The sequence below is a fragment of the Noviherbaspirillum suwonense genome (assembly GCF_900182955.1).
In the GTDB taxonomy this organism is placed as follows: domain Bacteria; phylum Pseudomonadota; class Gammaproteobacteria; order Burkholderiales; family Burkholderiaceae_D; genus Noviherbaspirillum_A; species Noviherbaspirillum_A suwonense.
In genome coordinates, this window is record NZ_FXUL01000002.1 from 411,544 (window position 1) to 433,698 (window position 22,155).

Sequence of the window (22,155 nt, forward strand, 5' to 3'; positions counted from 1 at the left end):
GTAATGCAGGACCTGCGTGCGCAGTCCTGACCTTATCGCATCGATGTTCATCCACGAAAGGCAAGCCGCCATGCTCCGTTCCATTTCGATACGCGCAAACCATGGAAAAACACCGGCGCCGCCAGCCGGGCTGGCTCCGGCCGGCAGCCGTATTCCCCGCCTGGCGACCCGCCGTCCCGCTACAGCCCGGTCTTTCGCCAGCGTACCGGGCCAGCCTGGGGCGACGGCCCTGCTTCCGGACTTCACCGCCATACGCGCCGTGCGCAAGCCGCTCACGCAACTGCCGGTCAACCCGGCGCATGCGGCGATGCAGCAGAGGATCCGGTCCTCGCTCGATGACAGGATCACCTTCGACAACTATGTGCCGGCGCTCAATCGCATGCTGAATTACATCGGGCTGGAGGAGGCGCGGGCGCCGGCACTATGCTCGTTCATCCTGACGAACCTGGTCGACGACCGTCCACTCCACCTGATTGAAAAGCATCTCCACGAAACATTGCGGTACACCATCGTCGACCCTGCGACGAACGCCAGCTTCATCGATGCCATCGGCCCCAGGCTGGCCGGTCGCGGACAGCTTATCTACAGCCAGATCGAACCGCACCTGCGCGACATGCGCGGCAAGCGCATACTCGACTTCGGGGCCGGCAGCGGCGTCGTCACCGCCGAGGTGCGCAGCAAGGTGTCGCCGCACACGATCGGCATTGACGTCCGGCCCTACGGCGATGGCATCATCCAGTTCGACGGCCGGCGTGCGCCTTTCGACGACGGCAGCTTCGACTGTGTGATCGTGACCAATGTGTTTCATCACGAACAACACAATCAGCAGTGCCTGGATGAAGTGCATCGACTGCTCAGGCCCGGCGGCAAGCTGGTCGTGATCGAGACGGTGCCAACCGGCGGCACGGAAGAAGAAGCGCGGCTGGACCTTGGACGTACTTTCCTGATCGACTTTACTTATAACCGGCTGTTCAATGATGCCGACATCCCGGTGCCCGGCACGTTCGAGACTGCCGAGGGATGGAGACGGCGCTTGATGGAATCCGGTTTCGACGAACCCGAGGTGCTGGAGCACCTGGGCTTCGACCAGGAAATCGTGCCGGACTGGCACGTGCTCTACGTCGTGCGCAGAAACCCGTGCCAATAGCGCCTGGACCCGGCTGGCGCAGGTCCCTGAATAGGGCATCCAGGGAAAGCCTGCGCTGGCTGGCAGGCTCCTGAACGCCGCGGCGGCTTACTCCGCAGGAGGCGTCGCCGGCGCCGCTGCCGGCGGATGCACGATCTTCACCTTGGCGCGGTTCTTCAGCACGTCGATATAGGCCAATGTCTCCTGCTGCGACAGCGCCGTGGCGATCTGCTGCTGCTCCGCGGTGCGGCGGGCCTCGTCAACCTTGCCGGCAGGCGCGACCTTGTTGATCCGGTAGACGCCGTAGCCCTGGCCCGGCAACTCCGCGCCGACGACGCGCGGCAGCTTGGTGACATCGGCCTTCATCACTGCCATGAAGGCGTTTTCGTCCAGGCCCGCGCTGGCGGTGCGCGAGACCAGCTTGGGCGCGCTGAAGCCGTTCGACGGCGGCGTTCCCTTGGCGTCCGCCAGCCATGCCTCGCCGGCTTTTTTCGCCATCGCCATGGTTTCCTGCTGCATCACCAATTCGCGGACCTGCGTCTTGACTTCGTCGAACGGACGGCGCGCCTTCGGCCGGAATTCGAGCACGCGGCCGGCAATCAGCGTGCTCGGCGCAACTTCGACAGCCTCGGTGTTGTGCTTGCTGCGCACCGCCTCGTCGGAGAACAGCGCGTTGAGGAACTTGGCATTGTTATACGGCGCATCCTTCAGCGCCGGATTCGGGTTGCGACCGATGTTGGCGACGGTCTCGATCTTCAGGCCCAGCTTGTCGGCCACCGGCTTCAGGCTGTCCGCCTGCTCGTAGACGGTATTGGAAAAGGTTTCCGCCAGCTCGGTGTACTTCTTGGCGGCCAGCTGCTTGCGGATCTCCGCGCCGATCTCGTCCTTGACCTGGTCCAGCGTACGCGCGCCGCCCGGCTTGATGTCGGTGACCTGGATGATGTGATAGCCGAATTCCGACTCGACGACGTCGCTGATCTGGCCTTTCTGCAGCTTGTAGGCAGTGTCCTCGAACTGCTTGACCATCATGCCCTTGCCGAAGAAGTCCAGGTCGCCGCCGCGTTCGGCCGAACCCGGGTCCTGCGAGTTTTCCTTCGCCAGCTTGGCGAAGTCGGCCGGATTCTTGCGCAGTTGCGCGAGCAGCGCTTCGGCCTTGGCCTTGGCGGCGGCGCGGTCCTTGGCGGGCGCGTCCTTTGGTGCGGTGATCAGTATGTGGCTGGCGCGGCGCTGCTCCTCGGTCGTATAGCGCTTCGCATTCTGGTCATAGTAGGACTTGATGTCCGCATCGCTGACCGTCACCTGCGCGGCGGCTGCGGCCGCATTCAGCACCACGTACTCGGCCTTGACCTGCTCCGGCACCTCGAAGCGGCTGCCGCTGTTGTCGTAGTAGGACTTCAACATCTCGTCGGTAATCTTGACCTTGGAGGCATAGTCGGATGCCTTGAACATCATCTCCTGCACCTCGCGCTGCTGCTCGTTGATCTCGGAGAGACGGGTCGACAGCGCCTTGGGCGCGAATGCGCTGTTCTGCACGGCGGCGTTGATCTGCTGCAGCGCCAGGTCCTGGCGCAACTGGGCTTCGAACATCGTCGGCGACATGCCTTGCGCTGCCAGCAGCGCCTTGTAGCGCTCGACATCGAACTTGCCGTCCGCGCCCTGCAGGTCGGGGATCTGCAGGATGCTCTGCTGCAGCGACGCGTCGGACACCGACAGCCGGTTGCGGGCGGCTTCGACGGACAGCGCCTTCTGGGCGATCAGGTTGTCCAGGATGCCCTGGCGCGCTTCGGCGTTATCCAGCATCTTCGGATCGAACCTGGATCCGTAGGCCTGGCGCAGGCGGTCTGCCTGCTGGCGCTGGGCCGCGTCCAGTTCTTCCTTCAGGATTTTCTGGCCGCCTACCTTGGCGATCACGTTGGTTTCGTCGCCCATGCGGGTGTAGCTCTCGACACCCAGCAGCGCAAACGATGGAACGATGAGGAGCAGCAGCAGGAACTGCATCAGGCGCTGGTGGGTACGGATGAAATCGAACATGGTCTACCGATCGCGGACAAATAACGGGATGCGCAAAAAGCTGGGCGCTTATGAAAAAAGGCGAACATGAAGTTCGCCTTTTTGTTTTTCTGGCGGAGTGGACGGGACTCGAACCCGCGACCCCCGGCGTGACAGGCCGGTATTCTAACCGACTGAACTACCACTCCTTGTTACTGCTGAAAACCTGCGAGGTTTTCCCCTGCCTGGAAACCGTGTTGGTGGGTGCTGAGAGGCTCGAACTCCCGACCTACGCCTTGTAAGGGCGCCGCTCTACCAACTGAGCTAAGCACCCGATATCTTCACTTCAATATCCCGTTAGCCAGCCAGGTCTTGCCGCTTGTCACCGCGACAAAGGCCGCTAGTTTAGCGCATCTTTAAAGGCTTTGCCAGGCTTAAATTTGGGAACTTGCGATGCAGCAATGAGAATTTCGTCGCCGGTGCGCGGGTTGCGGCCGGTGCGGGCCGCGCGCTTCCCCACCGTGAATGTGCCGAAGCCGGCCAGCGTGACCGAGCCGCTGTCCTTCAGCGTCGTCGTCACCGCCGACAGGACCGCCTCCAGCACGCGCGTTGCAGTCACCTTCGGGATCGCCGTCGAGGCGGCAATGTGGTCTATCAGTTCGGTTTTATTCATGGGCGTCCCTCCGTCTGGTTATACGCTTGAAGGCCATAGTTTTTCGGACAAAAAACCGGTCATCGAGGAAGCAGAGTATCTGCAGGCAGCCATTTAACTAGCCGCCGGAACGAGTGTCAAGGCTTCAACATTTGCTTTTTTACAACGGACAAGCAAAAAAAAATCGCGTCCCGAAGGACGCGATTGGATGAGATGCAACAGCTTAATGCTTGACGACGTTCGGGTCTGCCTTGTCGGCCGGCTTGGCGACCGCTGCCTCCGCCAGTTCCTCTTCGGACAGCGGCGTCGGATGCCGTTCCAGCGCGATTTCCAGCACCTTGTCGATCCAGCGCACCGGCACGATCTCGAGCTTGTTCTTCACGTTGTCAGGGATCTCGGCGAGGTCCTTGACGTTCTGCTCGGGAATCAGCACCGTCTTGATGCCGCCGCGATGCGCCGCCAGCAGCTTTTCCTTCAGGCCGCCGATGGGCAGCACTTCGCCGCGCAGCGTGATCTCGCCGGTCATCGCCACGTCCGCCCGCACCGGGATGCCGGTAAAGACGGACACCAGCGCCGTGGTCATCGCGATGCCGGCGGACGGACCGTCCTTCGGCGTTGCGCCTTCCGGCACGTGGATATGGATATCCGTCTTCTCGAACTGCTCGGGCCGGATGCCCAGCGCCTTGGCGCGGCTGCGCACCACGGTCCGCGCTGCCTCGATCGATTCCTTCATCACGTCGCCCAGCGTGCCGGTGCGGATGATGCCGCCCTTGCCGGGCATCGTGATCGCCTCGATCGTCAGCAGGTCGCCGCCGACCTCGGTCCAGGCCAGGCCGACCACCTGTCCGACCTGGTTGTCCTTCTCGGCCACGCCGAAGTCGAAGCGGCGCACGCCCAGGAACTTGTCCAGGTTCTGCGAGTTGACCTCGACCTGCTTGCCATCCTTGGACAGCAGCAGCATCTTCACCACCTTGCGGCAGATCTTGGACACTTCGCGTTCCAGCGAACGCACGCCGGCTTCACGGGTGTAATAACGGATGATGTCGCGGATTGCTTCTTCCGCCACGGTGATCTCGCCATCCTTCAGCCCGTTGTTCTTGATCTGCTTCGGCAGCAGGTAACGCTGCGCAATGCTGGTCTTCTCGTCCTCGGTGTAGCCGGACAGTCGAATCACTTCCATCCGGTCCAGCAGCGCCGGCGGGATGTTGTACGAGTTCGACGTCGCCACGAACATCACGTCCGACAGGTCGAAGTCCACCTCGACGTAATGGTCGGAGAACGTGTGGTTCTGTTCCGGGTCCAGCACTTCGAGCAGGGCCGACGACGGGTCGCCGCGGAAATCCATGCCCAGCTTGTCGATCTCGTCGAGCAGGAACAGCGGGTTGCGCACGCCGGTCTTGGACAGGCTTTGCAGGATCTTGCCGGGCATCGAGCCGATGTAGGTCCGGCGATGGCCGCGGATCTCGGCCTCGTCCCGCACGCCGCCCAGCGCCATCCGCACGAACTTGCGGTTGGTCGCGCGGGCGATCGACTGGCCCAGCGAGGTCTTGCCGACGCCCGGAGGGCCGACGAAGCACAGGATGGGCGCCTTCAGCTTGTCGACGCGCTGTTGCACGGCAAGATATTCCAGGATGCGTTCCTTGACCTTGTCGAGGCCGTAGTGGTCGTCTTCCAGCACCTTCTCGGCATTGGACAGGTCATTGTTGACCTTGGACTTCTTCTTCCACGGCAAGCCGATCAGCGTGTCGATGTAGTTGCGCACGACGGTCGCTTCGGCGGACATCGGCGACATCAGCTTGAGCTTCTTCAGCTCGCTCTGGGCCTTGTCGCGGGCTTCCTTCGGCATCTTGGCCAGCACGATTTTCTTTTCGAGCTCTTCGAGGTCGGCGCCCTCCTCGCCTTCGCCGAGTTCCTTCTGGATCGCCTTGACCTGCTCGTTCAGGTAGTACTCGCGCTGCGACTTTTCCATCTGGCGCTTGACGCGGCCGCGGATGCGCTTCTCCACCTGCAGGATGTCCAGCTCGCCTTCCAGCTGGCCCAGCAGGTGCTCATGGCGCTTGGCCACGTCGAAGATCTCCAGGATCACCTGTTTCTGCTCAAGCTTCAGCGGCAGGTGCGCGGCGATGGTGTCGGCCAGGCGGCCGGCGTCGTCGATGCCGGCCAGCGAGGTCAGGATCTCGGGCGGAATCTTCTTGTTCAGTTTCACGTACTGGTCGAACTGCTGGACGATCGCGCGGCGCATCGCCTCGACTTCGGCCTCGTCGCCCGGCTCGGATTCGACCGGGGTCAGCTCGGCGGTGAAATGGCTGTCGAGCTCGGTAATCTTGTGGATGCGCGCACGCTGCGCGCCTTCGACCAGCACCTTCACGGTGCCGTCGGGCAGCTTCAGCATCTGCAGGATGTTGGCGACGCAGCCGATTTCATAAATGTCCTCGGCCGACGGCTCGTCCTTGGCGGCAGCTTTCTGGGCAGCGAGCATGATGCTCTTGCCTTGCTCCATGGCGGCTTCCAGCGCCTTGATTGATTTCGGGCGGCCTACGAACAGCGGTATCACCATATGCGGAAAAACGACGACGTCGCGCAATGGCAGCAGCGGCAGTTGGGTAGGTGCGGTAACAGTAGAGGTAGTCGTCATGGCGGGCCTTATCAAAAATCCTGTTGTTGATGTTGGCACGAGCAGCCGAAACACAAGCCCGGGCATCAACAAAAAACATGCTGATTCGCAAAACAGAAATGAAAAAAGCCACTCACGGTTTTTATGCGCGGGTGGCTTTACGATGTAAGCCTGTTTTCGGTTGACAAGGCAGATTGTATCGGTTCTGCCCCTTTTTCCAAGGAAAACATCATCCTTTTACGGTTTCGAGCAAACCGGCCCTGGCCGGCCCTGCTTATTTTGCCCCCGAAACCTTGGGCTGCTCGTGGTAGATCAGGATGGGCTTGGCGCCGTTGGTGATGGTGTTTTCGTCAATGACGACCTTGGCCACGTTCTGCTCGTTCGGCAGCTCGAACATGACTTCCAACAGCGCATGTTCGAGGATGGAGCGCAGGCCGCGCGCGCCGGTCTTGCGCGCCAGCGCCTTGCGGGCGACAGCGTGCAGCGCAGCCGGACGGATCTCGAGTTCGGCGCCTTCCATCTGCAGCAGCTTGGAATATTGCTTGACCAGCGCATTCTTCGGCTCCAGCAGGATCTGGATCAGCGCGGCTTCGTTCAGCTCGCTGAGCGTGGCCACGACCGGCAGGCGGCCGACCAGTTCCGGGATCAGGCCGAACTTGATCAGGTCTTCCGGCTCCGCTTCCATCAGCACCTGGCTGGCGGTGCGCTCGCTCTGGCTCTTCACGCTGGCGCCGAAACCGATGCCGCTCTTCTCGGAACGTTCGGAAATCACCTTGGCGAGGCCGTCGAATGCGCCGCCGCAGATGAACAGGATGTTGGTCGTGTCGATCTGCACGAAATCCTGGTTCGGATGCTTGCGTCCGCCCTGCGGCGGCACCGACGCCATCGTGCCTTCGATCAGTTTCAGCAGCGCCTGCTGCACGCCTTCGCCGGACACGTCGCGCGTGATCGACGGATTGTCCGACTTGCGGGAAATCTTGTCGATCTCGTCGATGTAGACGATGCCGCGCTGCGCCTTCTCGACTTCGTAATTGCAGTTCTGCAGCAGCTTCTGGATGATGTTCTCGACGTCCTCGCCGACATAGCCGGCTTCGGTCAGCGTGGTCGCATCGGCGATCACGAAAGGCACATTCAGCATCCGCGCCAGCGTCTGCGCCAGCAGGGTCTTGCCGGAGCCGGTTGGGCCGACCAGCAGGATGTTGCTCTTGGAGAGCTCGACTTCGTCCTTCTTGCCGAGGTGCTTCAGGCGCTTGTAGTGGTTGTATACAGCGACCGACAGGATGCGCTTCGCATTTTCCTGGCCGATCACGTACTGGCCCAGCATGTCGAAGATTTCCTGGGGCGTCGGCAGGTCGGACTTGGGTCCGGCCACGGTCTCGATGCTGCTGGCTTCATCACGAATGATGTCATTGCAGAGGTCGATGCATTCATCGCAGATGAATACCGACGGCCCTGCAATCAGCTTTTTCACTTCATGCTGGCTCTTGCCGCAGAACGAGCAGTACAGCAGTTTCTCACCACTGGAGGACTTTTTATCTGACATGGAAAAAACTTTGGAGAGAAGGGTTTTACGATCTTACCCGCGAATCCGGACGTCGTCACGAGTATGCGCAATAAATTGACAAGCGAAACATTTGCCACTTTGCACTAAAACAAAACGCCCGGGCTTGCATTGCCAGGGCGTCTTGCGATGCAGGGATGACCGGCCTTACGCCCGGCTGGTCAGCACCTTGTCGATCATGCCGTAGTCCACCGCCTGCTCTGCCGACATGAAGTTGTCACGGTCGGTGTCGCGGCTGATCTGCTCGATTTCGCGGCCGGTCTTCTCGGCCAGGATCGCGTTGAGGCGTTCGCGCAGGTACAGGATTTCACGCGCCTGGATCTCGATGTCGGCCGCCTGGCCTTGCGCGCCGCCCAGCGGCTGGTGAATCATCACGCGCGAGTTCGGCAGCGAGAAGCGCTTGCCCTTGGCGCCAGCGGCCAGCAGGAAGGCGCCCATCGACGCCGCCAGCCCGGTGCACAGCGTCGACACGTCCGGCTTGATGAACTGCATCGTGTCGTAGATCGCCATGCCGGCCGAGACGGAGCCGCCCGGCGAGTTGATGTAGAGCGAGATGTCCTTGTCCGGATTCTCGCTTTCCAGGAACAGCAGCTGTGCAACGATCAGGTTGGCGCTCTGGTCATTGACCGGGCCCACCAGGAAAATCACACGCTCCTTCAACAGCCGCGAGTAGATGTCGTAAGCACGCTCGCCGCGTCCGCTCTGCTCGATCACCATAGGCACCATGCCTAGCATCTGTGGTTCGAGCGCGGTATTTCCCATCATGCTGGTAGTCATCTGATTTTCCCCTGAAGATCGCGCCGGCTCGGTTTAGCCCTGCGCGTTATTTGCCATCAATTCGTCGAAGCTCACCGGCTTGTCCGTGACCTTCGCTTTTTCAAGAACGTAATTGACGACGTTTTCTTCCAATACAAGAGCCTCGACTTCCGACAGGCGGCGACGGTCGCTGAAATAATACTTCATGACTTCCTGCGGGTCTTCGTAGCTCTTCGCGAATTCCTCGACCTGCGCCTTCACCTGCTCGGGCGTTGCCTGCAGGTTCTGTTCTTTGACCAGGTCGGCCAGGATCAGTCCCAGGCGCACGCGGCGCTCTGCCTGCGCGGTGAACAGTTCGCGCGGGAAAGGCATGTCCTTCATGTTCATGCCGCGCTGCTGCATGTCCTGGCGGGTCATGTCCATCAGGCGCTCGACTTCCTGCTCGACCAGCGCAGCAGGCACGTCCAGCTCGACCTGCTTGATCAGCGCATCCATCACGCTGTCCTTGGTCTTGGCCTTCGCGCGGTTCTGCACTTCGCGCTCAAGGTTGGCGCGGATGTCTTCGCGCATCTTGCCCATGTCGCCGTCTTCGATGCCCAGCGACTTCGCGAATTCGGCGTCGACTTCAGGCATGTGCGCCCATTCGAGCTTTTTCAGCGTGATGGTGAACTGGGCGGTCTTGCCGGCCACGTCCTTGCCATGGTAGTCCTCGGGGAAATGCAGGTCGAAGGTCTTGGACTCGCCGACTTTCAGGCCGACGGTCGCGGCTTCGAATTCCGGCAGCATGCGGCCTTCGCCGAGCACGAACGCATAGTCTTCCGCCTGGCCGCCCGGGAATTCGACATCGTCGATCTTGCCGGTGAAGTCGATGGTGACGCGGTCGCCGTTCTGCGCGGTCTGTTCCGCGCCGCCGTCGCCGTGCTCGCCCTGCTCGCCCTTGACGTGGTAGTGGACGCGCTGCTTGCGCAGGATGTCGATGGTCTTGTCGATCTCGGCGTCGCTGACTTCGGCGACGGTCTTCTCGATCTCGGCGCCGGACAGGTCGCCGACCTTGACTTCCGGATACACCTCGAAGGTGGCGTCGAAGGCAACCATGCCTTCCGGTGCGCCTTCCTTGGCTTCGATTTTCGGGAAACCGGCCACGCGCAGCTGGTTCTCCTCGGTGGCGGCGGCGAATGCGCGGCCGACGCGCTCGTTCAGGACGTCCGATTCAACCTGGTAGCCATACTGCTGGGCGACCATTTTCATTGGTACCTTGCCAGGCCGGAAACCCGGGGCCTTGGCGGAACGGGCGCGGATCTTCAGCTGCTTTTCCACTTCCGCCTGCACATCTGCCAGCGGAAGCGTGATGGTGATGCGGCGCTCAAGTTTGTCCAGAGTTTCGACTGCAGTTGCCATGTGAATCGTCCAAAAAAAATTCGTTCTGTGGTGCGAGGAGGGGGACTCGAACCCCCACACCATTGCTGGCGTCAGGACCTAAACCTGGTGCGTCTACCAATTTCGCCATCCTCGCGCAAAAAGACCAGCGCAAAAGCAAAGGGCGACCGGGAAGTGAAAAGTGGGTCGCCCTGCCTTGCCGTTGTCATCGGCATTTCAACTTCAAGCGCGGATTTTACTGGATTTTTCCGGCTGTCGTCGCGGTTTTTGACATTATGCAATCGGCTCCGGCTTCCTCACCCGGAACCATGCCGCGTACAGCGCCGGCAGGAACAGCAGCGTCAGCCCCGTGGCGACGATCAGCCCGCCCATGATGGCGACCGCCATCGGCCCCCAGAATACCGAGCGCGACAGCGGGATCATCGCCAGCACCGCGGCGGCGGCGGTGAGGATGATGGGCCTGAAGCGGCGCACCGCCGACTCGATCACCGCATGCCACGGCTCGGCGCCCTCGCCGATGTCATGCTCGATCTGGTCGATCAGGATCACCGAGTTCCGGATGATCATGCCAAACAGCGCGATCACGCCCAGCTGCGCGACGAAGCCGAACGGCCGCTGCAGCAGCAGCAGCGCGACCGCCGCGCCGGCGATGCCGAGCGGGCCGGTCAGGAACACCAGCACTGCCCGCGAGAAGCTGTGCAGCTGCAGCATCAGCAGCGTGAAGATGATGAAGATCACCAGCGGCACGTTGGCCGCGATCGACGCCTGCGCCTTGCCGCTGTCGGCGATCGCGCCGGCCAGCTCGATCCGGTAGCCCGCCGGCAGCTTGGCCCGCAGCGCATCGAGCTGCGGGTTGATCTGGTTCGACACGGTCGGCCCCTGTATGCCGTCGCCGACATCGGACTGCACGGTGACGGCCCACTCGCGGTTCTCGCGCCAGACCACGCCCGGCTCCCAGACGAAATGCGCGCGGGCCAGCTGCGACACGGTGACGGCCTTGCCGCTGGACGTAGGGACGCTGGTGCCATTGAGCAGTTCGATGCTGGAACGCTCGTCGACCGGCTGCCGCATCACGATGTCGATCAGCTTGTCGCCTTCGCGGAACTGGCCGATGGTGGTGCCGGACAGGATGGTGTTGGCAGTGCGCATCACCGTCTGCGAGGTCACGCCCAGCGCGCGCAGCTTGTCCTGGTCGAGGTCCAGCCGCAGCACCTTGACGTACTCGTTCCAGTTGTCGTTCACGCCTATCGTGTTCGGATTGCGGCGCATCACTTCCTTCACCTGGTCGGCCAGCTCGCGCACCTTGGTCACTTCCAGGCCGCTGACGCGGAACTGCACCGGATACGGCACCGGCGGACCGTTGGGCAGCTGCCTGACGCGGCCGCGCACTTCCGGGAAGTCCTTCTTGAAGACATCGACGATCTTGCGCCGCAGGGTCTCGCGGGCGGCCAGGCTCGTCGGCACCACGACCAGCTGGGCGACGTTGGTCTGCGGGAAAATCTGGTCCAGCGGCAGGTAGAAGCGCGGGCTGCCGGTGCCGACATAACTGGTCACGCTCTGGATGTCCGGCTGCTGGCGCAGGAAGGCCTCGAACTTGATCGCCTGCCGTTCGGTCGCGGCGAAGGCGGTGCCTTCAGGCATCCACATCTCCACCATCAGTTCGGGCCGCGACGAGTCGGGGAAGAACTGCTGCTCGATGAAGCGGAAGCCCAGCACGCCCAGGCCGAACACGACCAGCGTCAGCGCGATGGTGGTCTTGCGCCATTCGACGCACCAGGTGACCGTGCGCCGGAAACGGCTGTAGAACGGCGTGTCGAACAGCTCATGGTGGCCGTCGGCATTGGCGGCGGGCTTCACCTTCAGCAGCAGGTAGCCGATATAGGGCGTAAACAGCACGGCGGCCAGCCACGAGATCAGCAGCGCCAGCGCATTGACCGAAAACATCGAGAACGTGTATTCACCGGCGGCCGACTTGGCCAGGCCGATCGGCAGGAAGCCGGCCGCGGTGATCAGCGTGCCGGTGAGCATCGGGATCGCGGTCGACGTGTACGCGAAGGTCGCGGCGTCGAAGCGGGACAGGCCCTCCTCCATCTTCCGCACCATCATCTCGACCGCGATGATCGCGTCATCCACCAGCAGGCCCAGCGCGATGATCAGCGCGCCCAGCGAGATCTTGTGCAGGTCGATGCCGAGGATGCGCATGAACAGGAAGGTCACGGCCAGCACCAGCGGAATGGTCAGCGCCACCACCAGGCCCGGCCGCACGTCCAGGCGCAGCGGCCTGGTATGCAGGCCGAGCGCGATGAAGCTCACCGCCAGCACGATCAGCACGGCTTCGATCAGCACGTGGACGAACTCGTTGACCGACGACGCCACCGCCTCCGGCTGATTGGTCACCTGCTGCAGCTCGATGCCGACCGGCAGCTTGCCGCGGATGTCGGCCAGCGCGCTCTGCAGGTTCTTGCCGAGTTCGATGATGTTGCCGCCGCGCTCCATCGAAATGCCCAGGCCGATGACCTCCCGCCCGTTGAAGCGCATCTTGTCCTGCGGAGGATCGCGAAATCCTCTCTTGATAGTTGCAAAATCGCCGAGCCGGAATGTGTTGCCATTGACCCGCAGCTGCAGGTTTTCCAGGTCCTGCATCGAGCGCAGCGCGCCGGTGACGCGGACCTGCAGGTTGTCGGTCGGCGTGACCAGCACGCCGGTGGATTCCACCGCGTTCTGCGCATTGATCTGCGCAACCACCGCTTCGAACGGGATGCCGAGCTGGGAAAAGCGCTTGTGGGAAAACTCGATGTAGATCTTCTCGTCCTGCACGCCGTACTGCTCGACCTTGGAGACGGTCTTCACCTTGAGCAGCTGCTGCCGGACGAAATCGGCGTAATCCTTCACTTCCGCATAGGTGAAACCGTCACCGGACAGCGCAAAGATCGAGCCGTAGGTGTCGCCGAATTCATCGTTGAAGAACGGCCCGATCACCCCGCCCGGCAGCGTGCCGCGGATGTCGCCCAGCTTCTTGCGCACCTGGTACCAGGCGTTCTGCACTTCCCGCGGCGGCGTCGATTCGCGCAGCTCCAGGATGATCAGCGTTTCGCCCGGCTTGGAGTAGCTGCGGATGCGGTCGATGAACGGGGTTTCCTGCAGTTTCTTTTCCAGCTTGTCGGTCACCTGGTCGGCCATCTGCAGCGCGGTTGCGCCCGGCCAGTTGGCCCGCACCACCATCGCGCGGAAGGTGAACGGCGGGTCCTCGTCCTGGCCGAGGCGGTTGTAGCTGAGGACGCCGCCGATCAGCAGCACCACCATCAGGTAGCGGATCAGCGGGATATGCTGCAGCGCCCAGCGGGACAGGTTGAAGCCGCCCTTCATTTCGCGATTCCCGGCTTGGCGTCCGCTTTGGCTTCGGCCTTGTTTTCAGCCTTGTTTTCAGCCTTGTTGTCGGCCTGCGCTCCAGGCTTGGTTTCCGCCACCGGCTCCGCGTCCAGCACGGTGACCTTCTGGCCCGGCTTGAGCAGGTTGACGCCGGCGGTCACGACCGTCTGGCCGGGGCTGATGCCGGACGCGACCAGCATGTCATTGCCTGAGGGCACCGCCAGCTGCACCGGGGTCAGCCGCACCGTGCCGTCTTCGACCACCCAGACCGCGCTGCCGCCCTGGTTCTGCACCAGCGCCGTCAGCGGCACCTTGAGCATCGGCGTCGCGGTGGCGGCGCTGAAAGTGACGTAGGCGGTCATGCCCAGCCGGACGTCGGCCGGGGCGTTGGGAATGCTGATCCGCGCGGTGTAGGTGCGGGTCGCGGTGTCGGCCACCGGCGAGAGCTCGCGCAGCTTGCCGGGCAAGGCCTGCTTCGGGTTGGCCCAGGTCCGCACCGAGACGTCGGACACCTTGCGCAGCGCATCGACCTGGTCTTCCGGGATGCTGATGACGATTTCCTTTTCGCCGAGCTGCGCCACGCGCACCACCGGCGTGCCGGCGGCAACCACCTGCCCGGTCTCGGCATCGATGCCGGTGACCACGCCGTCGACATCGGCGACCAGGTTGCCGTAGCCGGTCTGGTTGCGCTGCGTGCGCAGCGCCGCGGCGGCCTGGTCGCGCGTGGCCAGCGCCGAACGGTAAGCGGTTTCCTTGGCGTCGAGCACCGCCTGGCTGACGAAATTCTTTTCACGCAGTTCCTTGTAGCGGGCCAGTTCGGCCTTGGCCAGCGACAGGTTGCTGTCTGCCGCGCCCAGCGCCGCGTTGGCCTGGGTCTGCGCCAGCTGCAGGTCCTGCGGGTCGAGCCGCATCAGCACGTCGCCCTTCTTGACCACCGCGCCGACATCGACCTTGCGCTGCACGATCTTGCCGCCGACCCGGAAGCCCAGCCGCGACTCGTAGCGCGCGCGGATCTCGCCGGAAAACTCGGCCACGGTGCCGGTCGCCGCCGGCGTCATCCTGATCGCGCGCACCGGCCTGATCTCCTCCACCTTTTCCACCGGCTTGGAACAGCCGGCCAGGGCCAACGCCAGGGCCAGACCGCTCAGCAACAGCCTGCCTGTGGCATTTGGACGAGTCTGCGCCGCGTGCGCAAGTATCGGGTTGACCACGGTGAATTCCTTTACTATTCGGGGCGAAAAAAGAACCGGCCACCTGCGCGGCCGTAGCAAAATAACTTACTGACTGATGAGTTATTAATTATAAGGCATTTGTATTTCGGGAATTACATGCCAGTTGATCATTACGAGAACTTTCCGGTTGCGTCGATATTGCTGCCCAGGCGCCTGCGTCCGCCGGTCGAGGCGATCTATGCATTTGCCCGCAGCGCGGACGACATCGCCGACGAGGGCGACGCCAGTCCGGCGCAGCGGCTGGCGTCGCTGCAGGAGTATGACGCGCAACTGGACGTCATTGCCGCGGGCGGCGCGCCGCAGGGGCCCATCTTCGCAAGGCTGGCGCAGATGGTCGCCGCCTGCGCGCTGCCGCTGCAGCCGATGCGCGACCTGCTCTCGGCATTCCGGCAGGACGTGGTGACGGTGCGCTATGCCGACTTCGACCTTCTGCTGGACTATTGCCGCCGCTCGGCCAACCCGGTCGGCGCGCTGATGCTGCACCTGTACGGCGTGCATGACGCGGCCAGCCTGAAGCAGTCGGACGCGGTCTGCAGCGCGCTGCAGCTGATCAATTTCTGGCAGGACGTGGCTGTCGACTGGGCCAAGGGGCGGATCTACATTCCGCTGGAAGACCTGGCGCGGTTCGGCGTGACCGAGACGCAGATCGCCGACGGCGTCGTCGACGGCCGGTGGCGCGCGCTGATGCAGTTCGAAATCGACCGCGCGCGGGCGCTGATGCTCAGCGGCGCGCCGCTGGCGCTGCGGCTGCCCGGCCGGGTCGGATGGGAGCTGCGGCTGGTGATACAGGGCGGGCTGCGGATACTGGAGCGCATCGAGCAGGCGGACCATGACGTGTTCAGGCGCCGGCCCAGCCTCGGTCGGGCCGACTGGCTGGCAATGCTGGGCCGGGCGATGCGGATGCGGGCGTGAAGGATGCGGGGATGAATGCGGGGATGAATGCCGGCGGCCTTGCCATCCTGTATTAAACCCGGGTTCTCGGCTAGCATAGCGGCTTTTCCGGCGCGGTCGGCCGTCCACCCTCTCCTTTCCCGATTCATGTCCCCAGACGACTATTGCCAGCAGAAGGCCGCGGCCAGCGGCTCCAGTTTCTACTACAGCTTCCTGTTCCTGCCGCCCGAGCGCCGCCGCGCAATCACCGCGCTGTATGCGTTCTGCCGCGAGGTCGACGATACCGTGGACGAAACCAGCGACGAGTCGGTTGCGCGCACCAAGCTCGGATGGTGGCGCAAGGAGATCGCGGCGATGCTGGCCGGCGCGCCGACGCACCCGGTGACCAAGGCGCTGCAGCCGCACCTGGACGCCTACCAGATCCAGGGCAAGCACCTGATCGCCATCATCGACGGCATGGAGATGGACCTGAACCAGACCCGCTACCTCGACTACCCGGCGCTGAAGCGCTACTGCTGGCACGTGGCCGGCGTGGTAGGCATCCTGTCGGCCAGCATTTTCGGCGTGACGCGGCCGGAGACGCTGGAGTATGCGGAACGGCTGGGCCTGGCCTTCCAGCTCACCAACATCATCCGCGATGTCGGCGAGGATGCGCGCAAGGGCCGGATCTACCTGCCGGTCAACGAGCTGCAGCAGTTCAACGTGACCGCGGCCGACCTGCTCAATGCGCGCCACAACGAGAACTTCGAGAAGCTGATGGCTTTCCAGGCGGAGCGCGCGCAGAAAACCTATGACGAGGCGTTCGCGCTGCTGCCGCAGGAAGACCGCCGGGCGCAGCGGCCGGGGCTGATCATGGCGTCGATCTACCGGACGCTGCTGACCGAAATCGAGAATGACAAGTACCACGTGCTGGAGCACAGGATCTCGCTGACGCCGATCCGCAAGCTGTGGCTGGCGTGGAAAACCTATGTCCGTGGCTAGTCCCGGGGACGCAGCCAGGCTGCCCGGGCGAACCGGGCCAGGCGCACCGCAACGGGTCGCCGTCGTCGGCGGCGGCTGGGCAGGCTGCGCCGCCGCGGTCGAACTGGCGGCGCGGGGCGCGGCCGTCACCGTGTACGAAGCGTCGCGCACGCTCGGCGGCCGGGCCCGCGCGGTGAACGTCCATGGCAAGTCGCTGGACAATGGGCAGCACATCCTGCTGGGCGCTTACCGCGAAACGCTGCGGCTGATGCGGCAGGTCGGCATCGCCGAACGGCCGGCGCTGCTGCGGCTGCCGCTGCAGATGGTGTATCCGGAAGGCGACGGCATGCATTTCGTCGCGCCCCGGCTGCCGGCGCCGCTGCATGTCGGCCTGGCGCTGCTGCGCTCCCGCGGACTGGCGCGACCGGACAAGCTGGCGCTGGCGCGTTTTTCCACCGCGGCGCGCTGGATGGGCTGGCAGCTGAACCAGGACTGCAGCGTGTCCGAACTGCTGGCCCGCTTCGACCAGACCGACAGGCTGGTGCAGCTGATGTGGCGGCCGCTCTGCATCGCCGCGCTGAACACGCCGCCGGAACGGGCCTCGGCGCAAGTCTTCCTGAACGTGCTGCGCGACAGTTTGGGCGCGCGGCGCGCGGCGTCCGACATGCTGCTGCCGCGGGTCGACCTGAGCGCGCTGTTCCCGCAGCGCGCCGCCGCCTACGTCGAAAGCCGCGGCGGCAAGGTCGTCCACGGCGTGGCGGTCGATACGCTGGAACGCGACGGCGAATGCTGGCGCCTGCGGGACGCCGTCCACGATGCGGTCGTGATCGCCACGCCGCCGGCGCAGGCGGCAGCGCTGCTGGCCGCGCATGCGCCGGACCTGTCCATGCCCGCATTCGAGTGGGAATCGATCACCACCGTCTACCTGCAATACGCCGCCGGACTCAGGCTGGAACGGCCCTTCTTCGCGCTGGTCGACCAGCCGGACGCCGGCTGCTGGGGCCAGTTCGTGTTCGACCGCGGGCAACTGAATGACGCCGACGCCGGGCTGCTGGCCGTCGTCATCAGCGCGTCCGGGCCGGCGCTGGACCTGGGGAACGACAGCCTCCCTCCGCTGGTCGCCGCGCAGCTGGCGCAGGCATTGCGGATGCCGGCGCTGGCGACGCCGGAATGGACCAGGGTGATATCGGAGAAGCGGGCGACCTTCGCCTGCACGCCGGCGCTGCAGCGACCGTCGAATGATGTCGGCATCGACGGGCTGGCGCTGGCCGGCGACTACACGGCCGGCGACTACCCGGCCACGCTGGAGTCGGCGGTGCGCAGCGGCATGGCCGCGGCGACGCTGGTCGCCCGGCGCTGATGCCGGTGCTGCGGACTGGCCGTACGACATTGCCGTTTTCCCCGGCCTGCAGCGGCTGACAAGCACGGGAACAGTCACAAGGGCGCTGCATGTCCCGCCCGTGTGCTGGCGGTCAGCCGGCAAGCTCCGTCACGCTCAATCGTGCTCGCGCACCCGCGCCAGCGCATCCTCGATCCGTTCGACCGGGATGATGGTCATGCCTTCGATCGGCTGCTTGGGCGCGTTCGCCTTCGGGATCAGCGCCAGCGAAAAGCCCAGCTTGGCGGCTTCGCGCAATCGTTCCTGGCCCCGCGGCGCGGGCCGTATCTCGCCCGCCAGGCCGACTTCGCCGAAGACCACCAGCCCGCGCGGCAGCGGCTTGTTGCGCATCGACGACTGGATCGCCAGCAGCACCGCCAGGTCGGCTGCCGGCTCGGCGATCTTGACGCCACCGACCGCGTTGATGAACACGTCCTGGTCGAATGCGGCGACGCCGGCATGCCGGTGCAGCACCGCCAGTAGCATCGCCAGCCGGTTCTGCTCCAGGCCCACCGACAGCCGCCGCGCGTTCGGCAGGTGCGAGGTGTCGACCAGCGCCTGCACCTCGACCAGCAGCGGCCGCGTGCCTTCCTGCGTGACCATCACGCAGGAGCCCGGCACCTGGTTGTCATGCTGGGACAGGAACAGCGCCGACGGATTGGAAACGCCCTTCAGGCCCTTGTCGCTCATCGCGAACACGCCCAGCTCGTTGACCGCGCCGAAGCGGTTCTTGATCGCCCGCACCAGCCGGAAGCTGGAATGGGTGTCGCCCTCGAAGTAGAGCACGGTGTCGACGATGTGCTCGAGCACCCGCGGACCGGCCAGCGCGCCTTCCTTGGTCACGTGGCCGACCATGATGATGGTCACGCCGGTCTGCTTGGCGAAGCGGGTCAGCTGCGCCGCGCATTCGCGCACCTGGGCGACCGAGCCAGGCGCCGAGGTCAGCGCGTCGGAATAGACGGTCTGGATCGAGTCGATGACGGCGACCTGCGGCTTGTGCTCGGCCAGCGTGGCGAGGATTTTTTCGAGCTGGATTTCCGCCTGCAGCATCAGGTCGCGCGCATCGACCGCCAGCCGCTTGGCCCGCAGCGCGATCTGCGCGCCCGACTCCTCGCCGCTGACATAGAGCACCCGCTTCACGCGCGACAGGTTGGCCAGCGCCTGCAGCAGCAGCGTCGACTTGCCGATGCCCGGGTCGCCGCCGATCAGCACCACGCCGCCGGCCACCAGCCCGCCGCCCAGCACCCTGTCGAATTCCTCGATGCCGGTGCCGAAACGCGGCACGTCGATCGCCTCGATGTCTGCCAGCGACATCACCGGCGACGCCTGCGCCAGGCCCTGCGGCTGGGTCGTCGAATAGCGGTTGTTGCCGCTCTCGACGATGGTCTCCACCAGCGTGTTCCATTGCCCGCAGGCCGGGCACTGGCCGCTCCATTTGCTGCTGATGCCGCCGCATTCGCTGCAGGTGTACTGGGTTTTTGCTTTTGCCATCGGGTGTTCTCGGTCCTGGTCCTGTTGGTTCGGTTGATGCTATTGCTGTTATTGCCGCTATTGCCGCTATTGCTTCTGTTCGTCTTCCCGCACCGCCACCGCGACCCGCGGGGCGACTGCGCACATCAGTTCATAGCCTATCGTGCCGGCCGCCTGCGCCACCTCGTCGACCGGCAGGCCGGCGCCCCACAATGTCACTTCGGAGCCGGGACCGGCCGCCGGCGCGGCGCTCAGGTCGACCGTCATCATGTCCATCGACACCCTGCCCGCCAGCGCGCACCTTATCCCGTCGACCAGCACCGGCGCGCCGTCGGGCGCATGCCGCGGATAGCCGTCCGCATAACCGCAGGCGATGACGCCGATGCGCATGGCCCGCGGCGCGAGGAAGCGGCTGCCGTAGCCGACCGCGTCGCCGGCGACGATCTGCTGCACTGCGATCAGCCGGCTGGTCAGCGTCATCGCCGGCCGCAGGCCGAACTGCGCCGCCGTCTTCACGCCCGGCGTGCCGCCGTACAGCATCACGCCGGGACGGACCCAGCGCTCGGCCAGTTCGGCATGCAGCAGGTCGGCCGCGGAATTGCACATCGACAGCGGCGCGTCCAGGCCGGCCGCGGCCAGCCGCGTTCGCCGCACCTGCTCGGCCATCGGCATGGCCGGATTCGCCTCATCGTCGGCATTCGCGAAATGCGTGACCAGCACGATCTGGCGGACGCCGGGCAGTGCCCGGAGCCGCGCATGCACCGCGGCAATTTCATCCGGACGAAAGCCCAGCCGGTTCATCCCGCTGTTGATCTTCAGGTGCACGTCGATGCGGTTTCGCAGCGGAAACGCTTCCAGCATCGCCAGCTGTTCGCGGCAATGCACGACCGTATCGAGTGAATGCGTGGAAACTGTTTCTACATCCTGCCGGTCGAAGAATCCTTCCAGCAGCAGCACCGGTTTCCGCCACCCCAGTTCGCGCAGGCGGACCGCGGCATCGGGCTCCACCAGCGCCATGCCGTCGGCGGCATCGAAGCCGCGCAGCGCATTGGCGAGGCCGTGGCCGTAGGCATTCGCCTTGACGACGGCCCAGACGCTGGCCGCGCCGGCATGCGCTTTCGCTACGGCTAGATTGGCGCGCATCGCGGAAATATCAATAGTGGAAGTAATCGGGCGTGGCATGGAAAAAGGGCTTTATTTTCATCGAATTAAACCGACTCGCATTTTACTTGACCACGTTCCGGCAACCGGCCGTAAATTGCCGGAACACCGGAAGTTTCATGGTATAAAGCACCTCGGAGACAAATAACTTTCCCGGCGGATATAACGGATGAATCGCGGTTTTTACACCATCATGGCAGCGCAGTTTTTTTCCTCGCTTGCCGACAATGCATTGCTGATCGCGGCCATCTCGCTGCTGGCGACCATGCACTCCCCGGCATGGATGACGCCTCTTCTGAAGCTCTTCTTCGTGCTGTCGTATGTGCTGCTCGCCGCTTTCGTCGGCGCCTTCGCGGACGCGCTGCCCAAGGGCCGGGTGATGTTCGTGACCAACCTGATCAAGGTCGTCGGCTGCGCGCTGATGTTCTTCAATGTCCATCCGCTGTTTGCCTACGCGATCGTCGGCTTCGGCGCGGCTGCCTATTCGCCGGCGAAGTACGGCATCCTGACCGAACTGCTTCCGGCCGAACGCCTGGTCGCCGCCAATGGCTGGATCGAGGGCCTGACCGTGGCGTCCATCATCCTGGGCACGGTGCTCGGCGGCATGCTGGTCAACCCGAAAATCGGCGCTGCACTGATGACGGTCGACTTCCCGATGATCGATACCGGGATCGACACGCCGGTGGAAGCGGCGCTCTGCGTGATCGTGGTCTCCTATATCGTCGCGGCGCTGTTCAACCTGCGCATTCCCGACACCGGCGCGCGCTACAGCCACCAGGAGCGCAACCCGATCAAGCTGGTTGCCGACTTCGCCAACTGCTTCAACCGGCTCTGGGCCGACAAGCTGGGACAGATCTCGCTGGCGGTCACGACCCTGTTCTGGGGCGCGGGCGCGACGCTACAGTTCATCGTGCTCAAATGGGCGGAAAAGTCGCTGCACATGCCGCTGGACCGCGCCGCGATCCTGCAGGGCGTGGTCGCCATCGGCGTTGCCCTAGGCGCGGTGGCGGCGGCCCGCTTCGTCCCGCTGAAAAAATCGCTGTCGGTCATGCCGCTGGGCATCGCAATGGGACTGGTCGTGATCCTGATGACCATGGTCACCAACGTCTGGGTCGCCTACCCGCTGCTGGTCATTATCGGCGCGCTGTCGGGCTACTTCGTGGTGCCGATGAACGCGCTGCTGCAGCACCGCGGCCACGTGCTGATGAGCGCCGGCCACTCGATCGCGGTGCAGAACTTCAATGAAAACCTGTCGGTGCTGACCATGCTGGTGCTGTATGCGCTGATGGTCAAGGCCGACCTCAACGTCAATATCGTCATCGTGATGTTCGGCCTGTTCGTGTCCGGCACCATGTACATGGTGATGCGCCGCCACGCGGCGAACCAGCGCGAGCACGATTCGCTGGCGCTGATCGGCGAGCACAAGCATTAAGCACCCGGGGCTGATACCCATCCCGGTTCGCAAGGCGCGATGAGCATCCGCAGGGTGTAATGAGCGCAAGCGCATTACACCATTGGCTGCGAACGGGCGATGGTCGTTGATGGCGAGTGGTGCAATGCGCTGCGCTTATTACACCCTACGGGCCTACGAGCCATGTTGACGCATCGGAACCGTCGAT

15 protein-coding genes and 3 tRNA genes are annotated in these 22,155 nt (G+C 64.1%); 5 read left to right on the top strand and 13 right to left on the bottom strand.

Features of this window, described 5'->3' with window-relative positions; translation table 11 throughout:
• The first annotated feature begins 70 nt into the window (after window positions 1-70).
• Complete coding sequence (locus tag QOL82_RS05020; RefSeq protein WP_283441149.1) at window positions 71-1,147, top strand: class I SAM-dependent methyltransferase; 1,077 nt, start codon at window positions 71-73, stop codon at window positions 1,145-1,147.
• An 87-nt stretch (window positions 1,148-1,234) separates the two neighbouring features.
• Here the strand turns inward: QOL82_RS05020 and QOL82_RS05025 are convergent, their stop codons facing one another.
• The 11 genes from QOL82_RS05025 to QOL82_RS05075 all read right to left on the bottom strand — a co-directional run bounded on the left by QOL82_RS05025 (window position 1,235) and on the right by QOL82_RS05075 (window position 14,655).
• Window positions 1,235-3,157: a SurA N-terminal domain-containing protein gene (locus QOL82_RS05025; RefSeq protein WP_283441150.1), complete on the bottom strand. Its 1,923-nt coding sequence runs from the start codon at window positions 3,155-3,157 to the stop codon at window positions 1,235-1,237.
• 90 nt (window positions 3,158-3,247) lie between these two features.
• Window positions 3,248-3,324: transfer RNA gene (locus QOL82_RS05030), tRNA-Asp, on the bottom strand.
• Window positions 3,325-3,373: 49 nt separating this feature from the next.
• A tRNA-Val gene (locus tag QOL82_RS05035) sits at window positions 3,374-3,449 on the bottom strand.
• Between the two features lie 66 nt (window positions 3,450-3,515).
• Window positions 3,516-3,788 (bottom strand): HU family DNA-binding protein, encoded by a 273-nt coding sequence (locus QOL82_RS05040; RefSeq protein WP_283441151.1) that lies wholly within the window; start codon window positions 3,786-3,788, stop codon window positions 3,516-3,518.
• A 202-nt stretch (window positions 3,789-3,990) separates the two neighbouring features.
• Complete coding sequence (gene lon / locus QOL82_RS05045) at window positions 3,991-6,324, bottom strand: endopeptidase La (RefSeq protein WP_430438445.1); 2,334 nt, start codon at window positions 6,322-6,324, stop codon at window positions 3,991-3,993.
• Between the two features lie 331 nt (window positions 6,325-6,655).
• Window positions 6,656-7,924 (bottom strand): ATP-dependent Clp protease ATP-binding subunit ClpX, encoded by a 1,269-nt coding sequence (clpX, locus tag QOL82_RS05050; RefSeq protein ID WP_283441153.1) that lies wholly within the window; start codon window positions 7,922-7,924, stop codon window positions 6,656-6,658.
• Window positions 7,925-8,089: 165 nt separating this feature from the next.
• Entirely contained in the window at window positions 8,090-8,719 is a 630-nt protein-coding gene (gene clpP, locus QOL82_RS05055) for an ATP-dependent Clp endopeptidase proteolytic subunit ClpP (RefSeq protein ID WP_283441154.1), read from the bottom strand.
• A 33-nt stretch (window positions 8,720-8,752) separates the two neighbouring features.
• Complete coding sequence (gene tig, locus QOL82_RS05060; RefSeq protein ID WP_283441155.1) at window positions 8,753-10,096, bottom strand: trigger factor; 1,344 nt, start codon at window positions 10,094-10,096, stop codon at window positions 8,753-8,755.
• 28 nt (window positions 10,097-10,124) lie between these two features.
• Window positions 10,125-10,211, bottom strand: a tRNA-Leu gene (locus QOL82_RS05065).
• A 137-nt stretch (window positions 10,212-10,348) separates the two neighbouring features.
• Complete coding sequence (locus QOL82_RS05070; RefSeq protein ID WP_283441156.1) at window positions 10,349-13,441, bottom strand: efflux RND transporter permease subunit; 3,093 nt, start codon at window positions 13,439-13,441, stop codon at window positions 10,349-10,351.
• The gene (locus tag QOL82_RS05075; RefSeq protein ID WP_283441157.1) at window positions 13,438-14,655 is read right to left on the bottom strand and encodes an efflux RND transporter periplasmic adaptor subunit; all 1,218 of its coding nucleotides are present in this window, start codon (window positions 14,653-14,655) and stop codon (window positions 13,438-13,440) included. The genes QOL82_RS05070 and QOL82_RS05075 overlap by 4 nt, the downstream gene beginning before the upstream one ends.
• A 117-nt stretch (window positions 14,656-14,772) precedes the next feature.
• On the opposite strand from QOL82_RS05075, the gene hpnC reads away from it, so the two are divergent.
• The 3 genes from hpnC to hpnE all read left to right on the top strand — a co-directional run bounded on the left by hpnC (window position 14,773) and on the right by hpnE (window position 17,887).
• Entirely contained in the window at window positions 14,773-15,588 is an 816-nt protein-coding gene (gene hpnC / locus QOL82_RS05080) for a squalene synthase HpnC (protein WP_283441158.1), read from the top strand.
• 126 nt (window positions 15,589-15,714) lie between these two features.
• On the top strand, window positions 15,715-16,548 hold the full coding sequence (gene hpnD, locus QOL82_RS05085) for a presqualene diphosphate synthase HpnD (RefSeq protein ID WP_283441159.1): 834 nt from the start codon (window positions 15,715-15,717) through the stop codon (window positions 16,546-16,548).
• On the top strand, window positions 16,535-17,887 hold the full coding sequence (gene hpnE, locus QOL82_RS05090) for a hydroxysqualene dehydroxylase HpnE (RefSeq protein WP_283441160.1): 1,353 nt from the start codon (window positions 16,535-16,537) through the stop codon (window positions 17,885-17,887). The genes hpnD and hpnE overlap by 14 nt, the downstream gene beginning before the upstream one ends.
• A 135-nt stretch (window positions 17,888-18,022) precedes the next feature.
• Here hpnE and radA read toward each other — a convergent pair whose 3' ends face one another.
• A complete protein-coding gene (gene radA / locus QOL82_RS05095) occupies window positions 18,023-19,396 on the bottom strand; it encodes a DNA repair protein RadA (RefSeq protein ID WP_283441161.1) in 1,374 nt (457 codons plus the stop codon).
• 66 nt (window positions 19,397-19,462) lie between these two features.
• Window positions 19,463-20,557 carry an alanine racemase gene (alr, locus tag QOL82_RS05100; RefSeq protein WP_283441162.1) on the bottom strand — a complete coding sequence of 365 codons (1,095 nt, stop codon included), beginning with the start codon at window positions 20,555-20,557 and terminating at the stop codon, window positions 19,463-19,465.
• Between the two features lie 148 nt (window positions 20,558-20,705).
• Here alr and lplT point away from each other — a divergent pair, with 148 nt between their 5' ends.
• The gene (gene lplT / locus QOL82_RS05105; RefSeq protein ID WP_283441163.1) at window positions 20,706-21,968 is read left to right on the top strand and encodes a lysophospholipid transporter LplT; all 1,263 of its coding nucleotides are present in this window, start codon (window positions 20,706-20,708) and stop codon (window positions 21,966-21,968) included.
• The last annotated feature ends 187 nt before the right edge of the window (window positions 21,969-22,155 follow it).

What these genes read in the sequence shown, in the direction of transcription:
- lplT (WP_283441163.1), top strand. Translation starts at nt 20,706, where the DNA reads ATGAATCGCGGTTTTTACACCATCATGGCAGCGCAGTTTTTTTCCTCG.
- clpX (WP_283441153.1), bottom strand. Translation starts at nt 7,924, where the DNA reads ATGTCAGATAAAAAGTCCTCCAGTGGTGAGAAACTGCTGTACTGCTCG.
- clpP (WP_283441154.1), bottom strand. Translation starts at nt 8,719, where the DNA reads ATGACTACCAGCATGATGGGAAATACCGCGCTCGAACCACAGATGCTA.
- QOL82_RS05025 (WP_283441150.1), bottom strand. Translation starts at nt 3,157, where the DNA reads ATGTTCGATTTCATCCGTACCCACCAGCGCCTGATGCAGTTCCTGCTG.
- QOL82_RS05020 (WP_283441149.1), top strand. Translation starts at nt 71, where the DNA reads ATGCTCCGTTCCATTTCGATACGCGCAAACCATGGAAAAACACCGGCG.
- radA (WP_283441161.1), bottom strand. Translation starts at nt 19,396, where the DNA reads ATGGCAAAAGCAAAAACCCAGTACACCTGCAGCGAATGCGGCGGCATC.
- hpnC (WP_283441158.1), top strand. Translation starts at nt 14,773, where the DNA reads ATGCCAGTTGATCATTACGAGAACTTTCCGGTTGCGTCGATATTGCTG.
- hpnE (WP_283441160.1), top strand. Translation starts at nt 16,535, where the DNA reads ATGTCCGTGGCTAGTCCCGGGGACGCAGCCAGGCTGCCCGGGCGAACC.
- alr (WP_283441162.1), bottom strand. Translation starts at nt 20,557, where the DNA reads ATGCCACGCCCGATTACTTCCACTATTGATATTTCCGCGATGCGCGCC.
- QOL82_RS05070 (WP_283441156.1), bottom strand. Translation starts at nt 13,441, where the DNA reads ATGAAGGGCGGCTTCAACCTGTCCCGCTGGGCGCTGCAGCATATCCCG.
- lon (WP_430438445.1), bottom strand. Translation starts at nt 6,324, where the DNA reads ATGGTGATACCGCTGTTCGTAGGCCGCCCGAAATCAATCAAGGCGCTG.
- tig (WP_283441155.1), bottom strand. Translation starts at nt 10,096, where the DNA reads ATGGCAACTGCAGTCGAAACTCTGGACAAACTTGAGCGCCGCATCACC.
- QOL82_RS05040 (WP_283441151.1), bottom strand. Translation starts at nt 3,788, where the DNA reads ATGAATAAAACCGAACTGATAGACCACATTGCCGCCTCGACGGCGATC.
- hpnD (WP_283441159.1), top strand. Translation starts at nt 15,715, where the DNA reads ATGTCCCCAGACGACTATTGCCAGCAGAAGGCCGCGGCCAGCGGCTCC.